Below are 16368 nucleotides of genomic sequence, written 5' to 3'. Positions count from 1 at the left end.
GGATGGCCAGGAAGCTGGCGCCGGACGTCGACGTCGGACCGGCCCTATTCACCGTCGTCACCCCGATTGTCGGCGATGCCCAGGGCTTTCAGCTTCCGGTGCAAGGCCGAACGTTCCATGCCGATGAAGGTCGCGGTACGCGAGATGTTCCCGGAAAATCGGCGGATCTGAACCCGCAGATATTCGCGTTCGAACGTTTCGCGCGCTTCGCGCAGCGGAGTACCCATGATCGCCTTGACCGCCTCGCCGGGGCTGAGCTGCGCCTGTTCGCTCAGCAACTCCGGCGGCAGCATGTCGATCTCGATGCAGCCGACGCGTGCGCCTGGCGCGAGGATGATGGTCCGCTCGATGACATTGCGGAGCTGGCGGACATTGCCGGGCCAGTCATAAGCCTGCAGGGCCGCTATGGCGTCGTCCGAGAAATTGGGCGTGGGCAGCCTTTGATCGGCCGCGTAGCGTGCGGCGAAGTGGGCCACCAGTTCCGGAATGTCTTCGCGCCGCTCGGCAAGCGCCGGCAGATGAACCGGCACCACGTTCAGGCGGTAGAACAGGTCCTCCCGGAAGCGGCTCGCGGCGATCTCCTCGGAAAGCAGGCGCGATGTCGACGAAATGACCCGCATGTCGACCTTGACCATGCGCTGGCCACCGACCCGTGTGAAGCTTTGATCCGTGAGGACGCGCAGGATCTTGGCCTGGGCCGGCATTGGCATGTCGGCGATCTCGTCGAGAAACAATGTGCCGCCATGGGCCTGTTCCAGGAGGCCGGGGCGGGAAAGCTCTCCCCCCTCCTCCACGCCGAACAGTTCCTCTTCGACCCGCTCTGGCGTCATGCGGGCTGCGCTGACGACCATGAACGGCGCATTGGTCCGCTGGCTCCAATTGTGCAGCAATCGGGCGGCGACTTCCTTGCCGACCCCGGCCGGACCTGTGATGAGCACGCGACTCCCGGTGCTCGCGACCCGCTTGAGGGTCGCCCGAACCGCGTTGATCCCCACGCTGGAACCGGTGAGTTCCGTTTCCTGACCGATCTGCGCGCGCAAGGTGGCATTTTCGCGTCGCAGACGGTCGGTCTCCGTCGCGCGGGCGACGAGGTGGAGAAGATGTCCCGCCTCGAATGGCTTTTCGATGAAGTCGACCGCACCCTGCCGGATTGCGGCGACGGCGGTGTCGAGATTGCCATGGCCTGAAATCATCAGCACCGGCAGCGTCGGATCGCGGCGCTTGAGCTCGTCCAGGAGCTGGAGTCCGTCCAGCTTCGATCCCTGGAGCCAAACATCGAGCAGGACCAGTGACGGGCGCCGGTCGGCGATCGCGGCCAGGGCCTCGCTGCTATTGGCCGCGGTCCGGGCCGAATAGCCTTCGTCCTCGAGCACGCCTGAAACGAGATCGCGAATATCCTGTTCGTCGTCGACGATGAGTATGTCGAGGGCCATAGCTAACCAGTTGCCGCCTTTTCGTCGGAGTATCGGACGCCTCCGCCGAGCCGCGCGAGCGTTTCGGCGTCGAAGACGAGGCGTACCAGGGTCCCACCTGCTGGATTGTCTTCAAATTCGATGCTGCCGAAATGTTCTTCGACGATCTTCTTGACGATGGCGAGGCCGAGGCCGGTGCCTTTTGCGCGCGTCGTCATGTAAGGTTCGGTGAGCCGTCCGCGTTCGACCGGCAATCCAGGGCCGGTGTCGGTGACTTCCACGACCAGCTGGCCGTCTCGCTCCTGAATGACCAGGGCGACCTCGTCCTTTGTCTCCGCCCCGTCGCCGCTCTCCCGCTTGTGCTGGATGGCCTCGACCCCGTTCTTGACGATGTTGGTCAGCGCCTGGCCGAGTTGCCGGCGGTCGCAGACCAATGTGGGCGACGGCTCCGGCGCGTCGAGACGGAACCCGATCTCGGGATGGGCGACCTCGTGGAGGAACAGTGCCTGACGTGCGATCTCGGCCATATCCTCTTCGCGGAAGACGGGTTTCGGCATGCGCGCGAAGGATGAGAATTCATCGACCATCCTTCGCAGATCGCCGACCTGGCGAATGATCGTATCCGTGAGGCGTTCGAAGGTCGCGGGGTCCGACGTGATCTCGCGGCTGTAGCGGCGTTGCAGGCGTTCCGCCGCCAATTGGATCGGCGTCAGTGGATTCTTGATCTCGTGCGCGATCCGCCGGGCCACGTCGGACCAGGCGGCGCGGCGCTGATCGAGAAGCTGCTCGGTGATGTCGTCGAAGGTCAGCACATGTCCACCTTCCACCTTCACCCTCTTCACCGCCAGCGTGCGTGGCTCGCCGGCCGAGGCGAACTGGATGATGTCCTCGCGTTCCTCGCTGTCGAGCTGCCTGTCGAGTTCGGGCGCGAGCGCTGCCAGCTTCTGACCGATCGCCTGGTCCTTGCTCGTCTTGAGCAGGCCTTCGGCGGAACTGTTGATGAGCCGCACCGTACGGTCCCAGTCCAGCGAGATGATGCCCGCCGTGACGCCCGAAAGCACTGCCTCGATGAAGGCGCGGCGATTGTCGAGCTGCGCATTGGCGGAAACCAGGGCGCCGGTCTGTTCCTCGAGACGACCGGTCATCCGGTTGAAGGCATTGGCCAAGGTCGCGACCTCGTCATTTTCCCGTGACCGGGGCACACGCGCCGACAGATCGCCGGCGGTGACTCGTCGGGCCGCATTCACCAACTGGCCCACCGGCCGGACCAATTTGTCGGCGAGGGCCAGTGCGATCCAGATCGAGGTCGCCACGATCAGCAAAGACACCAGCAATAAGAGAGCGTTGAAACGAAGCTGCAGGGTCCGGGAGCGCGTCAGTGTCCGTTGATAATCGCTTGCAGCGCTTCGGCCTTCCGCAATCTGCTTCAGCGCGGCAGGGTTCACCGTTCGCGAAGCATAGAGATAGACTTCGGCCTGCGGATCGAGGCGCACTACGGCTTCCACCCGATCGCCGGCATCGGTGACGACGCGCGGCTCCCCGCCGCGCAGCGACCGCAAGACCGCCGTCGGTACGCGCTTGTCTAGCGGGCGGTCGTCGAAATTCACTTGAGCGAGAAGCTGGCGTTCGCCGGAGTTGTTCACGGAAATGAGAGCCGCTTCCGTAAGATCGCGAACCACCACCTGCTTGAACAAAGCCTCGGCGAAGCGTGGACTGTCGATCCCGAATTCGTTGACGTCCGCCACGACGTCGCCGCTCATCGCGATCGTATCGCGGGTGATTCGCTCCTTTTGCTCCGCCGCATAGACTTGGGCGACATTATCGGCATTTTCCAGCACGATACGGGCGCGATCCGAGAACCAGAACTGAACGCCGCTCTGGAACAGTAAGGAAGCGAAGATAACCACCAGGAGCGTCGGAACGCTGGCGATGACCGAAAAGAGAGCGACCAGACGCAGATGAAGCCGACCCCTTCCCCCAATCGGCGAACGGGCAGCGCGCGCCATCGCGACGCGGCGCGCGAACAGCACCATCAGCCCCATCGCCGGCACCAGATTGGCGACCAGCAACAATGCTACCATCGGCGGGCTCAGCAGCGCACCCGGCTGCCCCGGCCGAGTGACGATGAAATAGCTGATGCCTGCCATCCCGAGAAATGCGACGAGCGAGACGATCTCGACAAACGGCATGATCCGGCTGCGGCGGATCGCGACCGAAATACGTCGTTGCCAGCGGGGCCTGGTCTCTGCAGCAATCGGCGCTTCGGCGTTCACGTTGCCGTCCTACCACAAGAATGTGGCATAAAGAACACAGCAGATGAGGTGATAATCCTCGCTTCGACGCTGGCAAAGTGTCGCTGGCCGCTCAGGCCGCCGCTCGCTTCAGCCAGGGAGCATAAAATTCATAGAGCATGGCCTGCGCGCGGATGGGATCGCCTTCCTTATTGAAGGCGTTGCGAAACTCCGCCGAGCCATGCAATCCCTTCGTGTACCAGCCGATATGCTTGCGTGCACAATTGGCGCCGATCTCGGGGCCGTAATGATCCAGCATCGACCGATATTGCTCGATGATGAGGCTATATTGCTCATCGAGGCTTGGGTCGGATCGGCGCTCACCCGTCTTCAGCCAGTGCATGACCTGGCCCAGCAACCACGGACGGCCATAGGCCCCGCGGCCAATCATCACCCCATCGGCGCCGCTCTGGTCGAGGGCGGCCTCGACATCCTCGATCGAGCAGATGTCGCCGTTGACGATCACCGGCAAGGACACGGCATTCTTCACCTTGCGGACGAAGCGCCAGTCCGCCTCGCCCTTGTACAGCTGGCAGCGGGTGCGGCCATGGACAGTGATCAATTGAACGCCCAGATCTTCGGCGATGCGGGCGAGTTCCGGCGCGTTGAGGCTGCCATGGTCCCACCCCATCCGCATCTTCAGCGTGACGGGCACCTTGACCGCCTTGACGGTCGCATCGATGATCGAAGCTGCAAGCGGCAGGTCGCGCATGAGCGCAGAACCGGCGTCGCCATTCACGACCTTCTTGACCGGGCAGCCCATATTGATGTCGATGATTGCGGCGCCGCGATCCTCGTTCAGCCTGGCAGCCTCCGCCATCTCGGCGGGCGCGCACCCGGCCAATTGCATCGACACAGGCTCTTCGACCGGATCCCACGCCGCCTTCTGAAGCGACTGACGGGTCTCGCGGATCATCGCCTGGCTGGCGATCATTTCCGTCACGGTCAGTCCGGCGCCATAAGCTTTGACGGCCTTGCGGAAGGGCAGATCGGTGACGCCCGTCATCGGCGCCAGGATCACCGGCATTTCGACGCGGACGGGGCCGATGGAGATGGGCTTCAGGCGGGTCATAAAAGCCGGCGCGGCTTAGCGCCAAAGCCTGGTTTGGGCAAGGTTGCCTGGGCTCCACGTGCCGGCCGGGCGATCACGACCGTTGCCGGAACCGGGATTGGACCCTAGGGGGCGGCGATGGACCGCTCGGCACAGACGATCGCACTGGTGGTGGCGGCGGGAAGCGGCAGCCGGATGGGCGGCGATCTTCCCAAACAATATCGGCAGCTTGCCGGCAAGTCGGTGCTGGCCCATGCGATCGACCATCTCGCGGCGGCGGGGGTCGGGCATATCCAGGTCGTGATCGGACCGGATCAGGAGGCGCTCTACCATGCGGCGGTGGGCGATCATGATCTTCCGTCACCGATCCTCGGCGGAGCGCTGCGCCAGCATTCCGTCCGGCGCGGCCTCGACATGCTGGCGTCGCAAGGCGGTGCCGGAAATGTGCTTATTCATGATGCGGCGAGGCCCTTTTTGCCGAAAGAGGTCGTTGCCAGGCTGCTGACGGCGCTGACGACCAGCCAGGCGGCGGCGCCGGTGCTCGCTATCGCGGATACGCTTGCGCGTGCGGGAGCGGCGCTGGGGGATGCCGTCCCGAGGGACGGACTGGTGCGGGTACAGACGCCACAGGCCTTCCATTTCGAAGCCATTCTCGATGCCCATCGCCGCTGGCAGAGCGGAGAGGCGACCGACGATGCCCAAGTTGCCCGAGCGGCAGGCCTGGAGGTTGCGGCCGTCCCCGGCGATGCGATTCTGGAAAAGCTGACCTACGAGGAGGATTTCGTGCGCGCCGAGGCGAGGCTTGCTACACATTTGACGACCCGCACCGGCACCGGCTTCGACGTCCATGCCTTTTGCGCCGGCGACGAAATCCGCCTGGGCGGCATCCGCATCCCCCACGGGCGGGGCCTCAGCGGTCACAGCGATGCCGACGTCCTGCTCCACGCGGTCACGGATGCTCTGCTGGGCGCCGTTGCCGAAGGCGATATCGGCGATCATTTTCCCCCATCCGACCCGCAATGGCGTGGCGCGGCTTCGGCCTTGTTCGTCGAACATGCCAGATCCTTGGTGGAGGCACGCCTCGGCCGGATCGATCACGTCGATGTCACGATCATCTGCGAGGAGCCGAAGATCGGGCCGCACCGTCTCGCTATGCGACAATCGCTGGCAGCCTTGTTGCGGGTCCCGGTGGGAAGGGTTAGCATCAAGGCCACGACGACGGAGCGGCTTGGCTTCACAGGCCGCGGCGAGGGCGTAGCGGTCCAGGCCGTGGCGACCGTGCGGCTTCCGGAGACGATATGATCGACAAAATCGATACTTGCCTGCCCGCCGAGCTTGTCAAAGAGGCCCGCGAGGTGATCCTCGCCAATCGCGCCGCCGGTCTTCGTGTCGCCGTCGCCGAAAGCTGCACCGGCGGTCTGGTGTCTGCGGCTCTTACCGAAATTGCCGGGTCCTCTGACGTTTTCGAAGCAGGTTTCGTAACCTATTCAAACGAAGCGAAAATGCACCTCCTGCAAGTGAGCGGCGATGTGATCGACACATTCGGCGCCGTTTCGGTGGCGGTGGCCTGGGCGATGGCGCAGGGAGCGCTCGAACGCACGGGCGCGGACACGGCAGTGGCCATCACGGGCATCGCCGGGCCCGATGGGGGTACTGCCAACAAGCCGGTCGGGACGGTGGTGTTCGCCCGGGCACGCCGCGGCGCGGATCCGAAGGAGATCGTCGCCGACCTCAAGGAATTTGGAGACCTTGGCCGTGGCGGCGTCCGTCTTCAGGCCGCCTTGTGCGCGCTCGAACTGCTGATGCCGGTTTCTGCGGAGCCAGATTCGCCCTCGTCCGTCCCGTAAAGCTGATGGGCGCGCTCCTCGAAGGCGCCTATCATCCGTCTCAGCGCGCGATCGAACATCTGGCCGGCCAGACTTTCGAAAATTCGCGAGCGGAAGGCGAAATCCACGCAGAAGTCGATCTCGGTCCCGCCCTTGCCGTCGGGGCGGAAATTCCAGCTGTTGTGCAGGTATTTGAGCGGTCCTTCGACATAGTCGACGACGATACGGCCGGGCCGCTCCTTGGTAACCCTGGAGGTGAAGGTTTCCTTCAGCGAGCGGAAGCCGACGACGAGGTCTGCCACCATCAGGGTTTCGCTGTCGGAACGAACGCGCGTCGCTGCGACCCAGGGCAGAAATTCCTGGTAGCGCTTCACGTCCGCAACCAGATCGAACATCTGTTCGGGCGTATATCTGATGCTGCGCGTTTCGGTATGTCGGGGCATGCTGCTCTCTACCGCGCAATCGCCAGTTTCGCCTCGCGCGCTGTCTTCATCTTCGCGAAATCGTCTCCGGCATGGTAGCTGGAGCGGGTGAGCGGGCTTGCCGCGACCAGCAGGAAGCCCTTGGCGCGGGCGATGGCGGCATAGGCGCCGAAGGCCTGCGGCGTCACGAACTCCTCTACGCTGGCGTGTCTCGGTGTGGGCTGCAGATACTGGCCCATGGTCAGGAAGTCGACGTCGGCCGAGCGCATGTCGTCCATCACCTGGTGGACTTCCAGCCTTTGCTCGCCAAGGCCGACCATGACGCCCGATTTGGTGAAGATGGTCGGATCCTGGCGCTTGACGCTTTCGAGCAGACGGAGCGACGCATAATAGCGCGCGCCGGGACGGATGGTCGGATAGAGTCTCGGAACCGTTTCCAGATTGTGGTTGTAGACGTCTGGGCGCGCGGCAACGATGGCTTCCACTGCAGCCTGCGATTTGTTGCGGAAATCAGGGGTCAGGATTTCGATGGTGGTCGACGGGGTATTCCGACGAAGCGCTTCGATCACCTTGACGAACTGGCTGGCGCCTCCATCCGGCAGATCATCCCTGTCGACGGACGTGACGACGATATGCTCCAGCCCGAGCTCGGCCGCCGCGACCGCAACATGCTCTGGCTCCAGAGGGTCGACGGCGCGCGGCATCCCGGTCTTGACGTTACAGAAGGCGCAGGCACGTGTGCAGGTATCGCCAAGGATCATCACCGTGGCATGTTTCTTGGTCCAGCATTCGCCAATATTCGGGCATGCAGCCTCTTCGCAAACGGTGGCGAGGTTCAGCCGCCGCATCAACGCCTTGGTCTCCGAAAAAGCCGAGCCGAGCGGGGCCTTCACCCGGATCCAGTCCGGCTTGCGCTGCTTACCCTCGCCAAGACCGTTGGGCGAGGCGGACACGATCGGGGCGACGGCTTCGTTCATGGGTGTCAGATAGCGATGCATGGCGAGACTTGCCACCCCTCCCCTTGCCTCGCTAACGGCGGGCAGGAAGGAGCAAATATGGCCGACTTCAAGGCGCTGATCGACGGTTATCGCCGTTTTCGCCAAACCGGATGGAGCCGCGAGCGCGAACGCTGGTCCGAGCTCGCAGAGCGGCAGAATCCCAAAGTCATGGTGATCGCCTGTTCGGATAGCAGGGTCGATCCCACGCAGATCTTCGACGCCAACCCCGGGGAAATGTTCGTCGTCCGCAATGTCGCCAACCTCGTCCCCCCTTTCGAACGCGGCGGCGGCCGGCACGGCGTTTCCGCCGCGCTCGAATTCGCGGTGACGCAATTGGAAGTCGAAGAGGTGATAGTGCTCGGTCACGGCCTGTGTGGAGGCTGTGCCGCGGCCCTCACCGGTCAATTCGAGGGCGCCAGCCATGGCGAAGGGCGTTTCATTGCCCATTGGATCGACCTCCTTGACGATGCCCGCGACAAGGTCCGCAGAGAATATCCCGACCCGCTTGGCAGCGAAGCCTTCCGGGCGATGGAGATGGAAAGCGTTTTGGTGAGCCTCCGCAACCTGCGGACTTTTCCCTGGGTTCGGGAGCGCGAAGAGGCGGGACGGCTCAAGCTTCATGGCGCGATATTCGCCATCAGCGACGGCATCCTCCATCTGTTGGACGAGCAGCAAGGAAGATTCGCACCCGCCTGATCAAAAGGTTCCTTTTCGCGTGCTGCCGCGGAGCGCAACGAGCAGGATAGCCACCGAACAGCGGGAGAGGTCGGCAATTTCGGATTTGCCTACGCCGCTTGATGGGGTTTAGCTTGTCGGGGCCGGTCCCGATGAGATGGCGGCGACCTCGGCGACCGGGACTTCCTGGTCAAATTGGGGCGGGACGCCGGCGCGGATGCGGACGCCATGGACCGTTTCGGAGCGGTGGATTCTTACTGGCGCGTCGGAGATGATTTCCGGGGCCCGCCCGCCGTGATGGATCCTGACCCCGAAGACGGTTTCCACCAACTTGCTTTCGGGGCGATTCGAGGCTGCGGCCAAAGTGGAATCGCTTCCTTGCTCTTCGCCGGAATAAGGCTGACGGAATGATTTCGGGTCTCCCCATTCACCGCGCCAGCGATAGAAGATGTGGGAGCCTACCGTGACCGCCCGCGTCAGGCTCGAGGCCCACCAAGGGCGGATCGCCGTGGTATGATAATGGGTGGCAAGGCCAACGGGTGTGTAGACTTCGCCGCCAAGGGCCTCCTCGGCCACCCCGCGTGCACGTGACCAGGCGCCGGATTCTATCCGTCGGCGGAGCGAGCCATCGCAGGTGAAGCTGAACTGGCAGCCGGTACGCCGCCACGAGCCCTGATAGACGACGCCGCATATGTTGTTCGGGAAAGCTGGATGGCGGACCCGGTTAAGCACGACTTGGGCAACCGCGCGCTGGCCGCCCTCCGTTTCCGATCGCGCTTCATGATAGACTGCTTCGGTCAGACACTGAAGCGAGCGGCGGATATTCTCCCCCGATTGAGCGCCAGGATCGAAGGGTTGGGCGGCATGTCCAGGAGCGATGGCGGCAGCGATGACCTCCGACGGTGGCAATTTGATCGGCGCCTGGGCGGGTGCGGTCAGCGCCGACCCACGGCCCGTGGCGGCCCGCGGCACGCCTGAATCATGGCCGATGGCCGGCGGCACGCAAGACGCGCCGGTCAGCAACAGACCCAGGCACAATAAGGACCGAACGAACATATGGCGGATCATCCCTCTCGAGAGGGGCGCTATACCGCCGACTGGTTGTCAGCCGGTTAACCGCCTTGCCGGCAACCCGCGATTCGCGCGATCAGCGCGTTAGCTTCTTGTACGTCATCCGGTGGGGGCGGTCGGCCTCATCGCCCAGTCTCCGCCTCTTATCCTCCTCATAGGCCTCGAAATTTCCTTCGAACCATTCGACATGACTGTCGCCTTCGAAGGCGAGGATGTGGGTAGCCAGACGATCGAGAAAGAAGCGATCGTGGCTGATGACGACGGCGCAGCCGGCGAAATTCTCGAGGGCATCTTCGAGCGCGCGCAAGGTCTCGACGTCGAGATCGTTGGTCGGCTCGTCGAGCAGCAGGACGTTGCCGCCCTGCTTCAGCATCTTTGCCATATGGACGCGGTTGCGTTCGCCGCCCGACAATTGGCCGACTTTCTTCTGCTGGTCCTGGCCCTTGAAATTGAAGGCGCCGACGTAGGCGCGGGTCGCGACCTCATGCTTGCCGAAGCGGAAGACATCGCTTCCACCGGAAACCTCCTCCCAGACATTCTTCTTGGGGTCGAGCGCGTCGCGCGACTGATCGACATAGCCCATGCGCACGGTCTCACCGATCTTGATAGAACCGCCGTCGGGTTCCTCCTCGCCGCGGATCAACTTGAAGAGGGTCGTCTTGCCGGCGCCGTTGGGCCCGATCACGCCGACTATGCCGCCTGGCGGCAAGCTGAAGGACAGATCCTCGAACAGCAATTTATCGCCATAGGCTTTGGTCAGTCCCTTGGCCTCGATCACGGAGCCGCCGAGCCGCTCCGGAACCTGGATCAGAATCTGGGCCTTGCCTGGCGTGCGGTTTTCCTGAGCTTCGACAAGCTCGTCGAAGGCACGGATACGCGCCTTCGACTTGGTCTGGCGCGCCTTGGGAGAGCGACGGATCCAGTCCAACTCTTCCTGAATGGCCTTCTGCTTACCCTCATCCTCACGCTCCTCCTGCTGGAGACGCTTGGCCTTGGTTTCCAGATAGCCGGAATAATTGCTCTGATAGATATAATAACGGCCGCGATCGAGCTCGAGCACCCAATTGACCACATTGTCGAGGAAGTAGCGGTCGTGGGTGACCAGGATCACGTTACCAGGATAATCGACCAGGTGCTTTTCGAGCCACTGGACGCTTTCGGCGTCGAGATGGTTGGTCGGCTCGTCGAGCAGCAGGATGTCGGGCTTCTCCAGCAATAGTCTGGTGAGGGCAATCCTGCGCTTTTCGCCACCCGACAGATTGTCGACGGGGCTATCGCCCGGCGGACAGCGCAACGCGTCCATTGCGATTTCGAGCTGGTTGTCGAGCGTCCAGCCGTCGACTGCGTCGATCTTTTCCTGCAGCTCGCCCATTTCCGCCATGAGCGCGTCGAAATCGGCATCCTCGGGCGGATCGGCCATGAGCGTGCTGATCGCGTTGAACCTGTCCATCATGTCGGCGACCGGCCGAACGCCGTCCATGACGTTTTCCTTGACCGTCTTGTTCGGATCGAGATGCGGTTCCTGCGCGAGATAGCCGACGCGGATATTCTCACCGGGCCACGCCTCGCCGGTAAACTCCTTATCCTGGCCGGCCATGATCTTCATCAAGGTGGATTTACCCGATCCGTTCGGACCGATGATCGCGATCTTGGCGTCGGGATAGAATTGAAGGTTGATATTGTTGAGGATCGGCTTGGCCGCTCCCGGGAAGGTCTTGGTCATGTCTTTCATGACAAAGCTATATTGTGCAGCCATGGCGGCGCCGGTCTCCGGATATGGTTGGATTTGGCGGCTTACCTAGTGGTCCAGCCGGCGATTGTCATCCCGTGATTGCCGCTTTCGCCCCTGCCGCCGAGCGGATAATCAGTCTTGATGAAACGGATTCTCGCAGCCCTTCCCTTGCTCCTTCTCGCAGCCCCCCTCCCCGCCGCGGCCCAAAGTGCCTCCGCGCAAGCGGAAAGGCTGCGCGATGCGGCTACAAGCGATGAGATCGCCTACGATATCGTCGAGGGCCTGACGACCGAAGTGGGCGCAAGGCCGGCAGGCAGCGAGGCGGAAGCACGGGCGCGCTCATGGGCCGTGCGCAAGCTGAAGGCATTGGGCTTCAGCAACGTCCACATCGAGACGTACGACATGCCCGTGTGGGTACGGGGTCACGAGCAGGCGGAAATCGTCGCTCCCTTTCCGCAGAAATTGGTGGTGACCGCACTCGGCAATAGCGGCGCGACACCGCCGGAAGGACTGGTCGGCGAAGTGGTCGGGTTCGATAGCCTCGCCGACCTGGAAGCGGCCGACGAAGCCGCCGTACGCGGCAAGATCGTCTTCGTCTCTCACGACATGACCGCCACCCAGGACGGTTCGCAATATGGCTATTTCGGTCGTGTGCGGCGCCAGGGACCTTCGGTCGCGAGCCGCAAGGGGGCGAGCGCCATCGTCATCCGATCGATCGGCACGGACAGCCACAGGCTTGCCCATACGGGTCATCAGGCGTGGGACGCTGGTGTAACGCCCATTCCCGCGGGCGCGCTCACCATTCCGGATGCGGAGCAACTGCAGCGCATCCTGAGGCGCGGAAGGGCGGTCACGATGCGCCTCGTGCTGACGCCCAGAAACGTAGGCATACGGCAAAGCGGCAATGTCGTGGCGGAGGTCAAAGGCAGCGACGCCGACGCCGGAATCGTGCTGATCGGCGGCCATATCGACAGCTGGGATCAGGGCACGGGCGCGATCGACGACGCGGCCGGCCTTGGTATCACTGCAGCGGCGGCGAAACGGATCATGGATGCGGCTCGGCCGCGGCGAACGATCCGCGTCGTCTGGTTCGGCGCGGAAGAAGTCGGTGGTGACGGCAGCCGTGCCTATTTCGCCGCCCATCGCCACGAAAAGGTGGTGTTTGTCGCCGAGTCCGATTCGGGGGGAGACCGGATCTGGAAGATGGATGCCGGCTTCGCGCCGGCCAATGTGGATATCGCCGATCGGGTTGCCGCCCTGCTCTCCCCTCTCGGCATCAGCCGCGGGAACGGCCGTCCCTCGGCCGGCGCCGATCTCGGCGTCTGGGCGCGAGCCGGCGTCGCCGCCATCGACCTTCAGCAGGACAGCAGCCGCTATTTCGATTATCACCACACGCCCGACGACACGCTCGACAAGGTAGATCCGAAGCAGCTCAGCCAGAATGTCGCTGCGTGGACGGCCATGCTTTCGATCGTCGCAAATGCACGCGAAGAGATTGACAAGGTCCCCTCGGCAAATCCCTGATCGGGCTTGGGCATGCATCCGGTGGTCCGGATCAGCGTGCCTGCCAAACTCTTGATTGCCGACTGGAAAAATGGAAATCAGGTTCGTTTGGTGCCGCCAGCCTGTATCGGCTGGATTGGCGGGGCAATGAGGCGGGAGGGTTTCGATGAACGTATCAAGATTCTGGATTTCGGATCGCCGTACTTTCATGAGCTATGCGGTAGCCGCCGCCTCGACGATGCTCATGGCGAGGCCGGGGCTGGCGGGCTCGGTGCAGCCGCACGCCGATCCGCGGGGAGCGCCGCCGCCAGGAAAGACGCCTGAACAACTAGAGGCATTGGCCGGTCCGCTCGAGCCCGGCGCGAAGGAACTCTATGAACGGGCTATTGTCATCGATAGCCTTGGCGGCATAGGCGGCCCCAGTTTTTCCGACGACCGCGACACGTCAAAGGGGCTGCTGATCCCGGAGGAACTCGCGGCCGTGCGGGCCTCGGGCGTCACGGCGGTGAATCTCACACTGTCACGGCCGACGTTCGACGCCACCATGAGGAATCTCGACGCGTGGCGTGCCGAAATCGCCAAGCATCCGGATTATCTGACCCAGGCACTCAGGCCTGAGGATATTCTGGCGGCGAAGCAGGCCGGCAAGCTGGCGGTGATCATAGGCTATCAAGGCCTCGACATGATCGAGAATGATATGGCGCGGATCGACGCTTCTTATGATGCGGGTGTACGGATCATGCAGCTGAGCTACAACAAGCACAATCTGCTCGCAGCAGGAAGCTTGGATCCCATCTCCAAAGGCTTGACACCTTTTGGGCGTGACGTCGTGGCGAGGATCAATCAATTGGGAGCGACCGTGGACGTTTCCCACGGCAACATGCGGGTGGCCATCGATACCGCCGCCGCTTCGAAAAAGCCGATCGCGATCACCCATACCGGAGCGCGGGCAATCTACGATCACCCCCGTAACCTTCCCGACGAGGCGTTGACGGCTGTCACGAGACGTGGCGGGGTCGTCGGCATCTATCTCGTGCCGTTCCTGGGTCTCGACCCGATCGATGCCACGCGCAGGATTCTCGTTCGTCACCTGGATCATGCGCTGAAAATTTGTGGAGAGGATCATGTCGGCATCGGCACCGACGTCGATACCATGCCGATCGACTATACGCCTGAATATCTGAAAGCCTTGGAAAAGTTTGGCGTCCAGCGCCGGAAGGAGGGCATCGCGACCCCGCTTGAAACCGGCCGCCTGATGGGCGTTCCGGAGCTCAACTTCCCCCGCAAGCTTCAATATATCGCGAGCGATCTCCTGAAGGCCGGCTATTCATCGAGAGTGGTGGAGAAAGTCTTGGGCGGCAATTTCCTTCGCCTGTTCCAGGAAACCTGGACCTAGGATCCGGTCCGATCGGCGAAAATGGTCGGGGAGACAGGATTCGAACCTGCGACCCTCTGCTCCCAAAGCAGATGCGCTACCAGGCTGCGCTACTCCCCGACGGCCGTGCTGGTACTTCGAACCGGCGGATTAGGCCATATCGAAAAGAAATTTCCGCGCTTTGGTGGGCCCGGAGGGACTCGAACCCCCAACCAAGCCGTTATGAGCGGCCGGCTCTACCATTGAGCTACAGGCCCATCCCAGCGCTCGGCCGCTGCGGATAGCGGAGCCATGGCGGCCTTGGCAAGCTGGCGCGGGACGAGGCGTTAACTGCCGTTTCCCAAAACGCGTTCCTGGGCTTCCAGTGGAGGCAGATAGAGGAAGAACCGGCGTTCACCAACGTCGAGCGCGCCGCCAACCGCTTCGGCAAGGTTGCGGACCAGCCGCAGGGCGAAGCCAAGGCCCAAAGCGGGTGCGCCCGGCCAATCCCCTTCCGGGCTGTAGCCGGGATCGAGCAAAGCTTTCTCCTCCAGCCCAGCGATCGCGGACGGGCGATCGATGGCGAGACAGATCATCTCGCTTTGGCCGACGCGCTCCATCCCCATCGAGGCGGCCAGCGTTTCCCCTTCGCAAGCGAGACCCGTCGTCGCCGCGAGCAGACGTGCCATCATGCGTTCTGCGACATTGAGTTCGACCCGCGCGTGCGGAAGGTGCGGCGCGATCTCCAGCGCGATATGCGCATTGCGCTGGATCGCGATTCGCTCGAACGCTTCGTGCAGACGGTGGAGCAAGGCGCTGGCATCTACCGGACTTTGCTCCACGGTCAGCCGGCTCGTTTCGATCCTGGCGGCCGTATCAAGGTCGTCGACGGCGGACAGCAAGCGGTTGGCCTGTTCCATGATCTCTGCCGCGCGGGCGCGGTAGCTGCCTGCCGCCGGACCCATATATTGGCCGTCGATCATCTCCGCGAAACCGACAATGGCGTTGAGCGGAGTGCGCAGTTCGTGGATCAGCTGGCGCAGCGCGTCCGCAGGGAATTCCGTCCCGAACACGCCTCCCTCGCCTCCGCCCTCCGGCCGCGCCACTTCATCCAGTCTCGGTCGGCGTGCGCTGCCGCGATAGCCAAGGAAGCTGCCCTGGAGGGGATCGAAGAAGGGCACGCCCGAAATCCGCCAGTCTCCGGAGGCCGCGCCGCTGCCGGCGATGGAGAGGCGCGCGTCGCGGAAAGGCGCCCGCTTCTCATAGGCACCGGCCGCCTGGCCATCGACGCCATATTGGCTGCGCTCCGCCGGTGTCGCGATGGTCTGGCCGATCAAGGGACCCCTCGGCGCATCCTCGACCCATAGGACTATCCCGTCCGGTCCGGTTTCCCAGCGGAATTCCTGTACTTGCTCCTGCTCCGGCGGTTTCGGTCTCGGCGCCGCTTCGCGATCCCGGCGAAACGCCTCGATCCTGTCGACCAGCTCTTGAATCTGGGCTTCGTGGCGTTGCCCGCCATTCGTTCGGCCGGCGTCCGGCTCCTGTGGCGCAGCGCGGACTTTCATCGCCTCCGGGTCCGCCCCCGCCACTGTGCCAGGCAGTGCGAAGTCGGATGCTCCGAAGCTACCTAGCGCATTGATGATTTCCGGCGCGAGATCCCGCCGGTGGCGCAGCAATGCGCGACCGACCGGGCCGATCCTGGGCAGCAGGTCCAGCCATTCCTCCGCCTCAAGCCGGGCACTGGCGAAAAGAGGCGACGCCACGCTGGGATGGTCTTCGCCGAACAAGGCGATGATGACGGGCGCCACGCGACGTCCCCCCAGCGCTCGGGCGGCGTCGATCCGGATCATGAGCGGGATGGAAGGTCGGTGCGCGCGCAGCCAGGCCAGTGCCTCTTCGAGCGATGCCGTAGTTTCCGGTCCGCGCCTCTGCGCGACGAGATCGACAAGCTGGCGCCATTTGGCGATCGCGGCCAAAGCGGATTGTTCATCCTGCTCCAGAACAGTCGCGATCATATCATTGAAACGCACACC

The 16368-nt window shown here is 63.4% G+C and carries 13 protein-coding genes and 2 tRNA genes; 5 read left to right on the top strand and 10 right to left on the bottom strand.

What is annotated here, in order from left to right:
- Window positions 1-44: 44 nt before the first annotated feature.
- The 3 genes from ntrX to dusB form a co-directional block, all read right to left on the bottom strand.
- Window positions 45-1433 carry a nitrogen assimilation response regulator NtrX gene (gene ntrX / locus RQX22_RS01640; protein WP_315723038.1) on the bottom strand — a complete coding sequence of 463 codons (1389 nt, stop codon included), beginning with the start codon at window positions 1431-1433 and terminating at the stop codon, window positions 45-47.
- Between the two features lie 2 nt (window positions 1434-1435).
- Window positions 1436-3685, bottom strand: a complete 2250-nt coding sequence (locus RQX22_RS01635; RefSeq protein WP_315723036.1) for a sensor histidine kinase — start codon at window positions 3683-3685, stop codon at window positions 1436-1438.
- A gap of 91 nt (window positions 3686-3776) precedes the next feature.
- A complete protein-coding gene (dusB, locus tag RQX22_RS01630) occupies window positions 3777-4775 on the bottom strand; it encodes a tRNA dihydrouridine synthase DusB (protein ID WP_315723034.1) in 999 nt (332 codons plus the stop codon).
- Window positions 4776-4892: 117 nt separating this feature from the next.
- Here dusB and RQX22_RS01625 point away from each other — a divergent pair, with 117 nt between their 5' ends.
- Entirely contained in the window at window positions 4893-6056 is a 1164-nt protein-coding gene (locus RQX22_RS01625; protein ID WP_315723032.1) for a bifunctional 2-C-methyl-D-erythritol 4-phosphate cytidylyltransferase/2-C-methyl-D-erythritol 2,4-cyclodiphosphate synthase, read from the top strand.
- Entirely contained in the window at window positions 6053-6601 is a 549-nt protein-coding gene (locus RQX22_RS01620; protein WP_315723030.1) for a CinA family protein, read from the top strand. Before RQX22_RS01625 ends, RQX22_RS01620 begins: the two co-directional genes overlap by 4 nt.
- Here RQX22_RS01620 and RQX22_RS01615 read toward each other — a convergent pair.
- Window positions 6526-7023, bottom strand: coding sequence for a type II toxin-antitoxin system RatA family toxin (locus tag RQX22_RS01615; protein WP_315723028.1), 498 nt, complete (start codon window positions 7021-7023; stop codon window positions 6526-6528). The two genes, RQX22_RS01620 and RQX22_RS01615, sit on opposite strands and share 76 nt — an antisense overlap.
- 8 nt (window positions 7024-7031) lie before the next feature.
- Window positions 7032-7979 carry a lipoyl synthase gene (lipA, locus tag RQX22_RS01610; protein ID WP_315723508.1) on the bottom strand — a complete coding sequence of 316 codons (948 nt, stop codon included), beginning with the start codon at window positions 7977-7979 and terminating at the stop codon, window positions 7032-7034.
- A 78-nt stretch (window positions 7980-8057) separates the two neighbouring features.
- On the opposite strand from lipA, the gene RQX22_RS01605 reads away from it, so the two are divergent.
- Window positions 8058-8696 (top strand): carbonic anhydrase, encoded by a 639-nt coding sequence (locus RQX22_RS01605; RefSeq protein WP_315723026.1) that lies wholly within the window; start codon window positions 8058-8060, stop codon window positions 8694-8696.
- Between the two features lie 108 nt (window positions 8697-8804).
- Here RQX22_RS01605 and RQX22_RS01600 read toward each other — a convergent pair whose 3' ends face one another.
- Together RQX22_RS01600 and ettA are read right to left on the bottom strand one after the other, a co-directional pair.
- Complete coding sequence (locus tag RQX22_RS01600) at window positions 8805-9731, bottom strand: cell wall hydrolase (protein WP_315723024.1); 927 nt, start codon at window positions 9729-9731, stop codon at window positions 8805-8807.
- Between the two features lie 91 nt (window positions 9732-9822).
- Window positions 9823-11502, bottom strand: coding sequence for an energy-dependent translational throttle protein EttA (gene ettA, locus RQX22_RS01595; RefSeq protein WP_315723022.1), 1680 nt, complete (start codon window positions 11500-11502; stop codon window positions 9823-9825).
- Window positions 11503-11619: 117 nt separating this feature from the next.
- On the opposite strand from ettA, the gene RQX22_RS01590 reads away from it, so the two are divergent.
- A complete protein-coding gene (locus tag RQX22_RS01590; RefSeq protein WP_315723020.1) occupies window positions 11620-13002 on the top strand; it encodes a M20/M25/M40 family metallo-hydrolase in 1383 nt (460 codons plus the stop codon).
- A 145-nt stretch (window positions 13003-13147) separates the two neighbouring features.
- Window positions 13148-14377: a dipeptidase gene (locus RQX22_RS01585; RefSeq protein WP_315723018.1), complete on the top strand. Its 1230-nt coding sequence runs from the start codon at window positions 13148-13150 to the stop codon at window positions 14375-14377.
- Window positions 14378-14399: 22 nt separating this feature from the next.
- On the opposite strand, the gene RQX22_RS01580 is transcribed toward RQX22_RS01585, so the two are convergent.
- The 3 genes from RQX22_RS01580 to RQX22_RS01570 all read right to left on the bottom strand — a co-directional run bounded on the left by RQX22_RS01580 (window position 14400) and on the right by RQX22_RS01570 (window position 16365).
- A tRNA-Pro gene (locus tag RQX22_RS01580) sits at window positions 14400-14476 on the bottom strand.
- A 62-nt stretch (window positions 14477-14538) separates the two neighbouring features.
- Window positions 14539-14613, bottom strand: a tRNA-Ile gene (locus RQX22_RS01575).
- A 69-nt stretch (window positions 14614-14682) separates the two neighbouring features.
- Window positions 14683-16365, bottom strand: a complete 1683-nt coding sequence (locus RQX22_RS01570; RefSeq protein WP_315723017.1) for a sensor histidine kinase — start codon at window positions 16363-16365, stop codon at window positions 14683-14685.
- Between the last annotated feature and the right edge of the window lie 3 nt (window positions 16366-16368).

This window comes from Sphingosinicella rhizophila (assembly GCF_032378825.1).
Lineage (GTDB): Bacteria > Pseudomonadota > Alphaproteobacteria > Sphingomonadales > Sphingomonadaceae > Allosphingosinicella > Allosphingosinicella rhizophila.
Note: the sequence above shows the minus strand (reverse complement) of the source record. Positions and strands in the feature narration are given on the sequence as shown.

What these genes read in the sequence shown, in the direction of transcription:
- RQX22_RS01590 (WP_315723020.1), top strand. Translation starts at nt 11,620, where the DNA reads ATGAAACGGATTCTCGCAGCCCTTCCCTTGCTCCTTCTCGCAGCCCCC.
- RQX22_RS01605 (WP_315723026.1), top strand. Translation starts at nt 8,058, where the DNA reads ATGGCCGACTTCAAGGCGCTGATCGACGGTTATCGCCGTTTTCGCCAA.
- ettA (WP_315723022.1), bottom strand. Translation starts at nt 11,502, where the DNA reads ATGGCTGCACAATATAGCTTTGTCATGAAAGACATGACCAAGACCTTC.
- RQX22_RS01600 (WP_315723024.1), bottom strand. Translation starts at nt 9,731, where the DNA reads ATGTTCGTTCGGTCCTTATTGTGCCTGGGTCTGTTGCTGACCGGCGCG.
- RQX22_RS01585 (WP_315723018.1), top strand. Translation starts at nt 13,148, where the DNA reads ATGAACGTATCAAGATTCTGGATTTCGGATCGCCGTACTTTCATGAGC.
- RQX22_RS01620 (WP_315723030.1), top strand. Translation starts at nt 6,053, where the DNA reads ATGATCGACAAAATCGATACTTGCCTGCCCGCCGAGCTTGTCAAAGAG.
- ntrX (WP_315723038.1), bottom strand. Translation starts at nt 1,433, where the DNA reads ATGGCCCTCGACATACTCATCGTCGACGACGAACAGGATATTCGCGAT.
- RQX22_RS01625 (WP_315723032.1), top strand. Translation starts at nt 4,893, where the DNA reads ATGGACCGCTCGGCACAGACGATCGCACTGGTGGTGGCGGCGGGAAGC.
- lipA (WP_315723508.1), bottom strand. Translation starts at nt 7,979, where the DNA reads ATGAACGAAGCCGTCGCCCCGATCGTGTCCGCCTCGCCCAACGGTCTT.
- dusB (WP_315723034.1), bottom strand. Translation starts at nt 4,775, where the DNA reads ATGACCCGCCTGAAGCCCATCTCCATCGGCCCCGTCCGCGTCGAAATG.
- RQX22_RS01615 (WP_315723028.1), bottom strand. Translation starts at nt 7,023, where the DNA reads ATGCCCCGACATACCGAAACGCGCAGCATCAGATATACGCCCGAACAG.